Annotated in this window: 11 protein-coding genes; 7 read left to right on the top strand and 4 right to left on the bottom strand. The window is 71.2% G+C overall.

Annotated elements, in window-relative coordinates; all coding sequences use genetic code 11:
- Positions 1-15: 15 nt before the first annotated feature.
- Complete coding sequence (locus Raf01_RS12970; RefSeq protein ID WP_203918075.1) at positions 16-774, bottom strand: NAD-dependent epimerase/dehydratase family protein; 759 nt, start codon at positions 772-774, stop codon at positions 16-18.
- A gap of 222 nt (positions 775-996) precedes the next feature.
- On the opposite strand from Raf01_RS12970, the gene Raf01_RS12965 reads away from it, so the two are divergent.
- Together Raf01_RS12965 and Raf01_RS12960 are read left to right on the top strand one after the other, a co-directional pair.
- Positions 997-2,229, top strand: a complete 1,233-nt coding sequence (locus Raf01_RS12965; RefSeq protein WP_239133568.1) for an ROK family transcriptional regulator — start codon at positions 997-999, stop codon at positions 2,227-2,229.
- A gap of 208 nt (positions 2,230-2,437) precedes the next feature.
- On the top strand, positions 2,438-3,874 hold the full coding sequence (locus tag Raf01_RS12960) for a ricin-type beta-trefoil lectin domain protein (RefSeq protein WP_239133567.1): 1,437 nt from the start codon (positions 2,438-2,440) through the stop codon (positions 3,872-3,874).
- A gap of 96 nt (positions 3,875-3,970) precedes the next feature.
- On the opposite strand, the gene Raf01_RS12955 is transcribed toward Raf01_RS12960, so the two are convergent.
- Positions 3,971-5,563 (bottom strand): multicopper oxidase family protein, encoded by a 1,593-nt coding sequence (locus tag Raf01_RS12955; RefSeq protein WP_203918073.1) that lies wholly within the window; start codon positions 5,561-5,563, stop codon positions 3,971-3,973.
- On the bottom strand, positions 5,560-6,003 hold the full coding sequence (locus Raf01_RS12950) for a hypothetical protein (RefSeq protein ID WP_203918072.1): 444 nt from the start codon (positions 6,001-6,003) through the stop codon (positions 5,560-5,562). The genes Raf01_RS12955 and Raf01_RS12950 overlap by 4 nt, the downstream gene beginning before the upstream one ends.
- A gap of 210 nt (positions 6,004-6,213) precedes the next feature.
- On the opposite strand from Raf01_RS12950, the gene Raf01_RS12945 reads away from it, so the two are divergent.
- Together Raf01_RS12945 and Raf01_RS12940 are read left to right on the top strand one after the other, a co-directional pair.
- Complete coding sequence (locus tag Raf01_RS12945; protein WP_239133566.1) at positions 6,214-7,512, top strand: sensor histidine kinase; 1,299 nt, start codon at positions 6,214-6,216, stop codon at positions 7,510-7,512.
- The gene (locus tag Raf01_RS12940) at positions 7,509-8,180 is read left to right on the top strand and encodes a response regulator (protein ID WP_203918071.1); all 672 of its coding nucleotides are present in this window, start codon (positions 7,509-7,511) and stop codon (positions 8,178-8,180) included. Before Raf01_RS12945 ends, Raf01_RS12940 begins: the two co-directional genes overlap by 4 nt.
- A gap of 76 nt (positions 8,181-8,256) precedes the next feature.
- On the opposite strand, the gene Raf01_RS12935 is transcribed toward Raf01_RS12940, so the two are convergent.
- Positions 8,257-9,018 carry an SAM-dependent methyltransferase gene (locus Raf01_RS12935; RefSeq protein ID WP_203918070.1) on the bottom strand — a complete coding sequence of 254 codons (762 nt, stop codon included), beginning with the start codon at positions 9,016-9,018 and terminating at the stop codon, positions 8,257-8,259.
- Positions 9,019-9,218: 200 nt separating this feature from the next.
- On the opposite strand from Raf01_RS12935, the gene Raf01_RS12930 reads away from it, so the two are divergent.
- The 3 genes from Raf01_RS12930 (at position 9,219) to Raf01_RS12920 (ending at position 12,278) form a co-directional block, all read left to right on the top strand.
- A complete protein-coding gene (locus tag Raf01_RS12930) occupies positions 9,219-9,500 on the top strand; it encodes a metal-sensitive transcriptional regulator (protein ID WP_203918069.1) in 282 nt (93 codons plus the stop codon).
- A gap of 166 nt (positions 9,501-9,666) precedes the next feature.
- A complete protein-coding gene (locus Raf01_RS12925) occupies positions 9,667-9,876 on the top strand; it encodes a heavy-metal-associated domain-containing protein (RefSeq protein WP_203918068.1) in 210 nt (69 codons plus the stop codon).
- Positions 9,877-9,917: 41 nt separating this feature from the next.
- The gene (locus Raf01_RS12920) at positions 9,918-12,278 is read left to right on the top strand and encodes a heavy metal translocating P-type ATPase (protein WP_203918067.1); all 2,361 of its coding nucleotides are present in this window, start codon (positions 9,918-9,920) and stop codon (positions 12,276-12,278) included.
- Positions 12,279-12,342: the final 64 nt, after the last annotated feature.

Raw genomic sequence — 12,342 nt, 5'->3', positions numbered from 1 at the left:
TCGGCAGGACAGGGCCTAGCTGCGGTGCGCGAGGCCCAGCCGTGGCCGGGCGCGCGGATCCGGCTCGGCCACCAGGTCATCCGGGACATCACCGGCGTACCGGATCGAATCGTCCAGCGGTACGTAGCCGAGTTCGGCACGCGCCCGAGACAGGTCCCAGTGGCTCCCGGTGTTGGCCGACATCCCGTGGTACGTGCCGAACTCCACGTCCGCGCGCAGCGCGGCACCCACCAACCGGCCCAGGTCTCCCGGGCTGAGCCAGCCCGGGAGCCAGCTGCGCGCCACCGGCCGCTCCCGAACCCCGCCCAGCCGCAGGCAGATGACCCGCAGCCCCCACGAAGCCGCGTACGCCCGGCCGAGCGCCTCGGCGAACACCTTCACCGCCCCGTACTGGCAGCACGGCGACGGCGGCCAGTCCTCCCGTACCGGGATTCGGCCGGCGTCCACGTGCCCGGCCATCGCGTGCGCGGAACTGGCCAACACCACCCGGCCGACTCCGGCCGCGACCGCCGCGTCCAGCAACCCGGCCACCAGATCGGCGTTGGGTACCCGCAGCCGCGACCAGTCGTGCTCCGGATCCGCGTCGCCGGCCAGGTGCACGACCGCGTCGACCCCGGTCAGCACCTCCGACCGGAAGCCCGGGTCGGTCAGGTCTCCGATGATCACGCCGGGCGCGGCCACCTGGTCGGTGAGCACCAGGTCGAACTCCTCCGCCAACCGCGGCGCCAGCAGCCGGCCCACTCCCCCGGCCGCGCCGGTCACCAGGACAGTCATGACGATGATCTTAGCTCGATCGACTCACTCCATTGTGGACGATCAAGAATCTTCGAGCGACCTCACACGACACCGCCCCTGCCCGACCGGATGATGCGCCGGCGGATTTCCCAGGCGTTAGGCTTATGCCCCAGCCGGCCGAGCAGCCGACGACTGGTCTGGGTCGTGGCGCGGCGTCAGACGCGCCGAGCCAGACTGGTCGGAATTCCGGGCGAAGGACAGGTGGTCCAGATCGTCAGGGGGACGTCCCGCGACATCCGGGTGGCCAACCGGTCCGAGGTGCTGAGGCACATCCTCGCCGAGTCCCCGGTGTCCCGGCAGCGGGTCGCGGCCGGCACCGGGCTGAGCCTCGCGACCGTCTCCAACCTCATCGGCGAACTGCTGGACGCGGGCATCCTGGTCGAGGTCGGTTTCGAAGACTCCAGCGGCGGCCGCCCGCGTGGCCTGGTGTCCGTGGACCCGGCCGGTGGCGTACTCATCGGCGTCGACGTCGCCGAGACCTATGTGCACGTCGAGGTGTTCGACGCCGCGCTGACCCCGCTTGCCAGCGCGGAAGAACAACTGCATCCGGAGGAGAACCGTCCGCAGCAGGTGGTCGCCCACATCGTCTCGGGCGTCCGGACGGCGCTGGGCAGCGGCGCGACCGCGGCGCGGCGCGTGCTCGGCGCCGGCATCAGCGTCCCCGGCCAGGTCGACCGCGGCGGCGGAGTGTCGGTCTTCGCGCCGAACTGGAACTGGCACGACGTACCGCTGCGCGGGCTGCTCGCCGAGAGCCTGACCATGCCGCTGTATCTCGACAATCCGCTGCGCGCGGCGGTCGTCGCCGAGCTGTGGTTCGGCGCGGGCCGCGGTCGCGAGGACGTGGTCGTGCTGAATCTGGGTACCGGGGTGGGCGCCGGGCTGGCGTTCCGCGGCTCGCTGTACCGGGGGGCGACCAACAGCGCCGGCGAGTGGGGGCACACCACACTGGTACTCGACGGAAGGCCGTGCCACTGCGGCGGACGGGGCTGCGTCGAGACCTACGTCGGCGCGCCCGGCATCATGCAGCACCTGCGTGAACTCGACCCGGACAGCCCGATGCTGCACCTGGGCGACCAGACCGCGACGATCGACGCCCTGGCCCGGGGCGTCCGCTCGGGCGATCCGGTCGCCGCGAAGGTGATCGGCGAGACGGCCCGGTACCTCGGAGTCGCCATCGCCAACCTCATCAACCTCGCCAACCCCGAGGCCATCGTGCTCAGCAGCTGGGTTGCCGCCCGGTTCGGCGAGCCGCTGCTGGACGAGGTACGGGCGGTGGTGGCCCGGCACGCACTGCGGCACCCGCTCGCGGCCAGTGACATCACGCTGTCCGGCATCATCGGCGACCCGGTGAGCCTCGGCGCCGCGACGCTGGCCCTGGAGGGCTTCCTGTCGGCCGTCGGCACGGCGCCCGCCGTCCGCATCGCCCTCCGCTGAAACCCGACCACGGGACCGACGCAGCCACAGACCGCACAGCCTCACAGACACAGCCACAGAGGACTAAGCCGCACCCTTTTACTGACCCCTTGACGAAGGGGTACCCGAATCCTAGGCTGTGCGTCGACTGATATCCATGAAAGTCTATCTATGTCAGTGCAGGCGACCAGATCCGAATCCGGGCTCTCGTCGAAAGGAACACCCCATCATGTTCCGTCCGACCACCAGCACCGCCCACCGGCGCCCATCCTGGCGCCTCGCCCTGGCCGCGGCCGCCGTGTCCCTCGCCGCCAGCTCGATAGCGGTCGGAGTCGCCGGCCCGACCCCGGGCGCGTACGCCGCCACCAACCAGTTCAAGGGTGTGAACTGGGCCGATCCCCGGGACAACTACGCCGACGACCCGGTCGTACCGTCCGGACTGTCCACATCGGACAGCTACGCCACCACGTACGCGAAGGCAACCGCGGTCATCGGCGGCTTCCAGTCCAACCTGGGCGCCAACACCGTACGGCTGCCGATCAACCCGTACAGCGTCAACGGTTCGTTCTGGGCCTCCTACTCCGGAGCCGTCGACGCCGCCACCGCCAAGGGATTCAACGTCATCCTCAGCTACTGGGAGGGTGTCGCCCACAAGGACGGTGTCGTCGACGACCTGACGTCCTACTGGACCATGTGGCAGACGGTCACCAGCAAGTACGCCGGCAACAGCCGGGTGTACTTCGAACCGATGAACGAACCGTTCGGCTACAGCGCGAGCGCCTGGGCCAACCTGGTCGCCCAGTGGATGAGCACGTACCCGTCGATCCCGAAGAACCGCGTGTTCGTCAGCGGCACCGGCTACAACGACAACGTCACCAGCGTCTGCGCCGACAGCCGGTTCACCGGCGCGTACCTGTCCCTGCACGTGTACGGGTTCTGGAACACCAGCCAGACCGCGTACGCCGGGTGGGTCAGCGACCTGCGCAACCGGATCGGGTCGTGCGCGTCGCGGACCGTCGTCGACGAGTGGGGCGCCCAGATGACCACCGGGCTCAACTACACCGGCCCGATCAACAACAACTACTTCATCGCGTACGTGGAGGCCGACAGCGACGTGATGCACGCGCTCGGCATGGGTTCGGTCTACTGGCCCGGCCTGCGCAACGGCGACACGTACAGCATGGAGACGCTGCACGGCAGCGGCACCAACCTGACGCTGACCAACAACAGCGCCTCCGGCGTCACCCGGCTCCAGTGGGCCTGGGGCGGCGGCGGTGGCGGGGCGACCGTGATCCGCGGCACGGGTTCGAACCGGTGCCTGGACGTGCCGGGGTCGACCACCATGAACGGCACCCAGCTGGATATCTGGGACTGCAACGGCGGTGGCAACCAGTCCTGGCTGCTGACCCCGTCCAAGTGGCTGGTCGTGTACGGCAACAAGTGCCTGGACATCCCCGGCGGCGCCACCGCGTCCGGTACCAAGGCAGAGCTGTGGGACTGCAACGGCGGCACGAACCAGCAGTGGAACGTCAACAGCAACGGCACCATCACCAGCGTCGCCACCGGGCTGTGCCTCGACGTCAGCGGCGCCGGTACGGCCAACCACAGCGAAGTCGACGTCTACACGTGCAACGGCGGCACCAACCAGAAGTGGACCCGCGCCTGACGGGATCCCACACCTGACGGTCCACACCCGACAGTCCACATGGGACAGGGGACACGGTGCCAGCGGAAGCCGGCACCGTGCCCACCATTCGTTCGCTCAGCCGACCGTGAAGTCGGCCATCATCGCCATGTCCTCGTGTTCCAGGTTGTGGCAGTGCAGCAGGTACCGGCCCGGGTAGTCGGTGAACCGGGTGACCACCTCGACCGCCTCCGCCGGCTGGACGTCCACAGTGTCCTTCCAGCCGGCGTCGTACGGGCCCGGCGCACGGTCGTTGCGGGACACCACCCGGAACGGGTCGAGGTGGACGTGAACCGGATGGTGGAAGTCCGTGATGAACCGCCACACCTCGACCGTACCCAGCTTCGGGCTGACCAGCGGATGACCCGGCCGGTACGGTTCGCCGTTGATGGTCCACGTTCCGTCGCGCTGCTGGCGGAACAGGAACGTGCGCGTCGCGACCGCCCGTGCCGGGTCCAGCGCGCCGGTGCCGGCGTCGTTGCCGAGCCGGTCGGGCACCGCCGAGTCGTCGCCCCGGCCCGACCCCGTGACGTCGAACCGCATCACCTCGACCGTGGAGCCCGAGCCCAGCCGGTTCACCAGCCGTACCCTCGTCCCCGGCCGGTACCGGCCGAAGTCGACGACCACGTCGAAGCGCTCGGCCGGGGCCAGTTCCACAGCGTCGTGCGCGACCGGCCGGTCGAGCAGCCCGCCGTCGCTGCCGATCTGCACGAGGGCCGAGCCGCCGGGCGGCTGCGGGTCCAGTTCGAGCCGGTACCGTCGGGCGTTCGACGCGTTGAGCAGCCGCAGCCGGTACCGGGCCGGATCGGTGCGCAGCACCGGCCAGGGCGCGCCGTTGACCAGGATGACGTCGCCGAGCACCCCGTTCATGTACGCGTCGGTGACGCCTCCGGCCGATGCCGCCGGGTACCGGAAGGAACCGTCGGCCGTGAACGACCGGTCGGCAATCATCAGCGGGATGTCCCGCTGCCCCCGTGGCAGCGGGAGCGCGTCCTCGGCATCGTCGTGAACGAGGTGGAACCCGGCCAGCCCCCGCCACACCCCCAGACCCGTACGCCCCATCCGGTGGTCGTGGTACCAGAGAGTGGCCGCCCGCTGGTTCATCGGGTACGTGTACGTCCGCTGTCCCAACCGGGTATCGCCGACCATCCCCTCCATCCCCGGCATGTCAGGCATGCCCGGCATGCTCGACGAGCTGTCACCGGCCGCGAACCCCGCCGCGGGCAGGATGGTGTCCAGCGGGTACCCGTCGCTGGCGGTCGGCGTGTGCCCGCCGTGCAGGTGCACCACGACCGGCTGGGGCAGCTCGTTGCGGTGGTGCACGACCGTCCGCCGGCCCGAGCGTGAGGCGATCGTCGGACCCGGGAAGCTCCCACCGTACGTCCACGCCTCGGTGCGCAGGCCCGGCAGGATGTTCAGCCGTGCCGTCCGCTGGACGATCTCGTAGTAGTCCGTGGTGCCGTCGGTGCGCACCGGCGCCAGTACCGGAGGAACCGGCAACGGTACCCGGAACGGCGCCGGCAGCGGGGCTTCGCTGCGCAGTAACCGACCCGGCTCGCCCGGGCGCCACAGCCAGTCGACGGCCGACCACCCGGCGGTGGCGATCCCACCGCCCACCACACCGGCGCCGGCCGCCGCCACGCCCAACCGCAGCGCGGTACGCCGGTTCACGACCGCACGCCCGCGGGTTCAGGCTCTACCGATTCGGCGTCCACTCCAGCACGGCCGGGCAGCGGCGTACGCCACGCCAGCGCCGTGAGCCGGGTGGCCCCGATCACCATGAGCACACCCAACGGGATGTGCAGTATCAGTAGGTGGAAGATTCCCAGCACGCCCTGCGCCGCCAGGATCAGCGGCAGAGGCAGGCTCTCCCGCAGGATGCCCGGCGGCCCGCCGGCCCGGCGCAGGAACACCGCGACAGGGACCTGCGCCACCGCGACGGCAACCATGGTGAAGCCCACCGTCATGTGCACACTCAGCGCGATGTAGTACCCGCTCAGGAATCCGCCAGCGAGAACGGACTGCGCCACCGCCAGTACCGCCTCGATTGTCGCCGTGCCGCGGAACAGCACGTACGGCCATCGTGGAACCGGAGCACCATCGTGTCTCACGCCAACCTTCCTCCGTTGGGAAACGGGCCCGTCTCGGGTCCTTCGGGGGATCACGATGCCGGGTCCGCGCGCCGCGGTCGTCAGGCCGGGGAAGACATCATCGCTACCCTCCGCGACGCATGGGCGGCGGGAGACTACCTCCCAGGCAGTAGTGGACGGCTGCATCCTGTGCCTGACGCACCGGTGGTCACGTTCGTCTACCGTCCTGATATGAACGACAGCATGACCGACCACGGCGTAACCGGATCGACCGCGGGCGGATCGGCAGTGCGCGGTTCGGCCGTGCGCGGCCTGGGTGCGCGCTGGGCCCAGGTCCCGGCCTGGCGCCGGGATGTCGCGCTCGCGGTCGGCCTCGCCTTGGTGGTACTCGCGGGGGCCGCCACCGCGCCGCCCGGGCGCACCGAACTCGACCCGATCGGGTACGTCCTGCTGGAGTTGCCCGCACTGGTCATAGCGGCCCGGCGCCGGGCGCCCCTCGCGGTCCTCGGCGTCGCCACCGCCTGCCTGGTGGCGTATGAGGTGCGCGGGTACCCGGGCGTGGTCCCGGCCGTACCCGTGATGTTCGCCCTCTACAACGTGGTCAAAGCCGGGTACCGCTGGCCCGCCCCACTGGCCACTCTCGTCGCCACCCTGGTCGGCGGCTTCGCCGGCGGGTTCCTGTCCCACCCCGGCAGGGCTGATCCGTACGGCCGCCAGCAGTGGATCCTGGTCGTCGGCTGGATGGTCGCGTCGAGCGTCATGGCAGAGGTTTCCCGGCAACACCGCGCGTACCTCGAACAGGTCGAGCAGCGCGCCCTGGACGCCGAACGCACCCGCGAGGAGACCGCCCGGCGCCGCGCCGACGAGGAGCGGCTGCGCATCGCCCGGGAACTGCACGACTCCCTGACCCACAGCATCTCCATCATCAAGGTGCAGGCGGGCGTCGCCACCCATCTGGCGCGCAAGCGCGACGATCCGGTTCCCGAGGCTCTGGTGGCGATCCAGCAGGCCAGTGCCGACGCCATGCGCGAGCTGCGGTCGACGCTGGAGGTGCTGCGATCCGACCGGGACGGCGACGGCGGGACGGACCCCGCCGGGAACGCCATCGGTGGCAGCGGCGATGACAGGGCCCGTGACAGTGCCGGCGGCCTGGACCGGTTGGACGCGCTCGTCGACGGTACGCGCCGGGCCGGCCTTCCGGTCGTGGTGACCGTCGGGGGGCAGCGGCGGAGGTTGCCCACCCCGGTCGACCGGGTCGCCTACCGGATCGTGCAGGAAGCGCTCACCAACGTCACCCGGCACGCCGGTCCGGCGACCGCCACCGTGCACCTGACCTACGGTCCGGCTGACCTGACGGTACGCGTCGACGACGACGGCCACGGTAACGGCGGCGCCGACGTGGTACCCGGCGTCGGGCTCGCCGGCATGCGGGAACGGGTGAGCGCGCTGGGCGGTTCGCTGTTCGCCGGGCCGCGCGACGGCGGAGGGTTCCGCGTCCGCGCCGAGCTGCCGCTGGAGAAGTCGGCGTGATCCGGGTACTGCTCGCCGACGACCAGGCACTGATCCGCGCCGGATTCCGGGCGCTGCTCTCCGCCGAGGACGACATCGAGGTGGTCGCCGAGGCGGCCGACGGTAGCGAAGCGGTGACGCTCGCCTCGCGGTACCAGCCCGATGTGGCGCTCGTCGACATTCAGATGCCGGTACTCGACGGCATCGAGGCCACCCGCCGCATCGCGGACGACCCGACACTGGCCGGTACCCACGTGGTCATCCTCACCAACTACGGCCTGGACGAGTACGTCTATGCCGCGCTCCGCGCGGGGGCCGGCGGGTTCCTCGTCAAGGACACCGAACCGGAGGACCTGCTCCACGGCATACGGGTCGCCGCCCGGGGAGACGCCCTGCTGTCCCCGGCCATTACCCGCAGGCTCATCGGCGAGTACGTGTCCCGCCCGCGGCCAACCGGCCTGCCCGTCGCGCTCCCCCTGCTGACGAACCGGGAACGTGAGGTCGTGGTGCTCGCCGCGCACGGCCTGTCCAACGACGAGATCGCCGGTCGCATGGTGATCAGCCTGGCCACCGCGAAGACTCACGTCAGCCGTGCCATGACGAAGCTGGGGGCACGCGACCGCGCGCAACTCGTGGTGCTCGCGTACGAGTCCGGGCTCGTCGTCCCGCCGGGATCCACGGCGTCGTAGCGGCACCTTCCGAGGGTCAGCGCAGCCTTCGGTGGACCAGCGCCGCCTTCGGGGGACCAGCGCAGCCTTTGGCCGATCAGCGGCCGAGCACGAAGTACCCGAGGCTCAGGATCCCCCGGTACACGCCCACGTAATCGGACAGCTGAGCGTCCAGCTTCTCCCGTACCTCCCCCGCACGGGGGTCGTCCGGGTGCGCCAGCAGCCACTCCTGCCGGCCCGCCCGCCAGGTGCTCTCGAAGTCGTCCCACTCCCGCTGGTCGGCCGTGCTCAGGTGCAGAACCCGCCAGCCCAGCGACCGCAGCTGCTCGACGAGGTCGGCGATCGGCAGCGCCTCCTCCCCGAAGATGGCGGCGGCCTCTGGCGTGGGCGGGCGCTCCCAGCACGCGTCGCCGAACAGCACCCGACCGCCGGGGCGTACCAGCTCGGCGAGGGCCTTGAGGGCTGGAACGGTGCCGCCGAGGGTGTGCGACGCGCCGACGCACAGTACCCGGTCGGCCGGCTCGCGCCAGGTCGCCGCGTCCTGCTCCACGAACCTCACGTGTCCGCTCAGCGAGCGCGTCGCGGCCAGTTCCCGACCCCGCTGGAGATCGGCGGCGCAGGTGTCGACGCCGATGCCGGTCGTCGGGACCGGACCCTCCGTGCCGCCCGCGGCCACCGCCTGAAGCAGCAGTTCGCCCCACCCGCAGCCCAGGTCGAGGATGCGCGAGCCGGGACGGATGTCCAACCGACGCAGGAGCAGGTCGGCATGCTCCTGGGACAGCGGGGTGTTCCAGCGCATCCGGACGGTGCTGGCGGTGTCGAGATCGCTGACGGCATCGGGATCATCGGAGTCGGTCATCGGCGGAGTATCCCAACAGTCCGCCGCCCGCGCACCGGCTTTTCCCGCCGCCGAGCCCGCCGGCGGTCTCCCGTCCGGCCGCCTCCCGTCCGGAGGCCTCCGGGTGCACGGGATCGTGGTGCAGCCCACAGCCGTCTCCGTTGCGCTGATACCCTAGGGGGGTACCGTAGGGCGGGTACCACCGAGAGCGGGAGATGACGATGGCCAGTTACACCAACAGCAAGCAGGACTACCTGGCTCGGCTGCGCCGGGTCGAGGGCCAGATCCGCGGACTGCAACGGATGATCGAAGAGGACAAGTACTGCATCGACGTCCTCACCCAGGTGTCCGCCGCGACCAAGGCACTGCAGTCGTTCTCCCTGTCGCTGCTGGAGGAACACCTGGCGACCTGCGTGGTGGACGCGGCCCGAGAGGGCGGCGAGCAGGCCGACGTCAAGGTCAAAGAGGCCAGCGACGCCATCGCCCGCCTGGTCCGGTCGTGACCGCGCGACCGTCCGGCCGGGTTCCCGTTCCGATTTCTGGCAGTCCTGTCCAGGATTCCCCTGTCCCGCATCCCTTTGTCCGGCCACATTCCCTTGTCCGGCCAAGTTCCTTTGCCCGGCAGCATTCCTTTGTCCCGCCACGTTCCGTTTCGTCCGAGGAGGACCGTTGAGCACCGTCACCACATACCAGGTAACCGGCATGACCTGCGATCACTGCGTGCGCGCGGTCACCGAGGAAGTCGAGGCGCTGCCCGGAGTCGACAGCGTCGCGGTGGACCTCGGCACCGGCGCGGTGACCGTCACCAGCCAGGCCCCCCTCGACGCCGACGCCGTACGCGCGGCGGTCGACGAGGCCGGCTACGCGCTGGCGAGTTAGGAAGCGGCTGTAAGACAGCGGCGCCAAAGACGGGAGCGGCGATGGAGACGGGGGAAGCGGTGAAGACGGAACTGCCGCTCGGTGGCGGCCAGGCCCGGATCGACCTGGAGATCGGCGGGATGACCTGTGCGTCGTGCGCCGCCCGGATCGAGAAGAAGCTCAACCGGTTGACCGGGGTGAGCGCGACCGTCAACTACGCCACCGAGAAGGCGTCGGTGAGCTACCCGGTGGCGCTGCACGCGGACGAACTCATCGCCACCATCGAGAAGACCGGGTACACCGCCTGGGTACCGGTGCCCCCGTCGTCAGCCAATCAGGTGTCAGCCGGTGAACCGGCCGGTGCCGTGACCCTCGCCGGCAGCGGTACCGACACCGACACCGGTGTCGGGGCACTGCGCACCCGGCTGCTGGTCAGCGTGGCCCTCGCGGTACCGGTGATCGTGCTCGCGATGGTCTCACCGCTCCAGTTCCGCGACTGGCAGTGGCTGTCGGCGATGCTCGCCGCTCCCGTCGTCGTCTACGGCGGGTGGCCGTTCCACCGGGCCGCGTGGACCAACCTGCGGCACGGCGCGGCGACCATGGACACGCTGATCTCGGTCGGCACCCTGGCCGCGTTCGCCTGGTCGATGGTCGCCCTGTTCTTCGGTACCGCCGGCCGTCCCGGCATGCGTGAACCGTTCTCGTTCACCGTCGACGGGATGTCCGGCCTGTCGTCGATCTACCTCGAGGTGGCCGCCGGGGTGACCGTGTTCATCCTGGCCGGCCGGTTCTTCGAGGCGCGCGCCAAGCGCCGGGCCGGGGCCGCGCTGCGCGCGTTGCTGGAGTTGGGCGCCAAGGACGTCGCGGTGCTGCGCGACGGACGGGAGGAGCGCGTACCCGCCGGCTTCCTGGCCGTCGGCGACCGGTTCGTCGTCCGGCCCGGCGAGAAGATCGCCACGGACGGCGTGGTCGAGGACGGTACCTCGGCGGTCGACGCCAGCATGCTGACCGGCGAGCCGGTACCGGTCGAGGTCTCCCCCGGTACCCCGGTGGTCGGCGCGACGGTCAACGCCGGTGGCCGGCTCGTCGTCCGGGCCACCCGGGTCGGCGCCGACACCCAGCTGGCTCAGATGGCCCGCCTGGTCGAGGCGGCGCAGACCGGCAAGGCACCGGTGCAGCGGCTGGCCGACCGCATCTCGGCGGTGTTCGTGCCGATCGTCATCGGCCTCGCGCTGGCCACCCTCGTGGTGTGGCTGCTACTCGGACAGCCGGTGGCGGCGGCGTTCACCGCGGCGGTCGCCGTGCTCATCATCGCCTGCCCGTGCGCGCTGGGTCTGGCCACGCCGACCGCGCTGCTGGTCGGTACCGGGCGCGGGGCCCAGCTGGGCATCCTCATCCGGGGGCCGGAGGTCCTCGAATCGACCCGCCGGGTCGACACCGTCGTACTCGACAAGACCGGGACGGTCACGACCGGGCGCATGGCCCTGACCGGAGTCCTCGTCGCCGACGGGGTCAACGAGGGCGAGGCGCTGCGGCTGACCGGTGCGCTGGAGGACGCCTCCGGGCACCCGATCGCCGAGGCCATCGCTTCCGCCGCGCGTACCCGGCTGGAATCGCTGCCCGCGGTGGCCGGCTTCGCGGCCCTGGACGGGCTCGGTGTCACCGGCACCGTCGACGGGCACGCGATGACCGTGGGCCGGCCCGGGCTGCTGGCCGACCGGGGCCTGGCGATGCCCGCCGAACTGGCCGCCGCAGTCCCATCGGTCGTCGAGGCTCGGCCGGCCGGAACCGGAGAAGGCGCGGTGCCCGCCGGCCTGCCGGCCGGGCAGACCGTGGTCGCCGCCGGCTGGGACGGCTGGGTCCGGGCACTGTTCACCGTCGCCGACACCGTCAAGGAGACCAGTCCGGCCGCCATCGCCGCGCTCCGCGACCTGGGACTCCGGCCCGTCCTGCTGACCGGCGACAACCCGGCCACGGCCGCCGCCGTGGCGTCCGCCGTGGACATCGACGAGGTGATCGCCGGGGTACTGCCGGCCGGCAAGCTGGACGTCGTCGCCCGGCTTCAGGCCGAGGGTCGCGTGGTGGCGATGGTCGGCGACGGGGTCAACGACGCCGCCGCGCTCGCCCAGGCCGACCTCGGACTGGCCATGGGTACCGGTACCGACGCGGCCATCGAGGCGGCCGACCTGACGCTGGTACGTGGCGACCTGCGAGTCGCCGCCGACGCGATCCGGCTGTCCCGGGCCACCCTGCGTACCATCAAGGGCAATCTCTTCTGGGCCTTCGCGTACAACGTCGCCGGGCTGCCGCTGGCCGCCCTCGGCCTGCTGAACCCGATGATCGCCGGTGCCGCCATGGCTCTGAGTTCGGTCTTCGTGGTCAGCAACAGCCTGCGGCTGCGCCGGTTCCATCCGGCACGCTGAGCCGGACGGAACCGGGAGGCCAGACGGAACCTGAGCCGGATCGGGCCTGGGCCGGATCGGGCCT

Origin of the sequence: Rugosimonospora africana (genome assembly GCF_016862975.1) — a bacterium.
Taxonomy (GTDB): Bacteria; Actinomycetota; Actinomycetes; order Mycobacteriales; family Micromonosporaceae; genus Rugosimonospora; species Rugosimonospora africana.
This window is presented reverse-complemented; position numbering and strand designations above follow the sequence as displayed.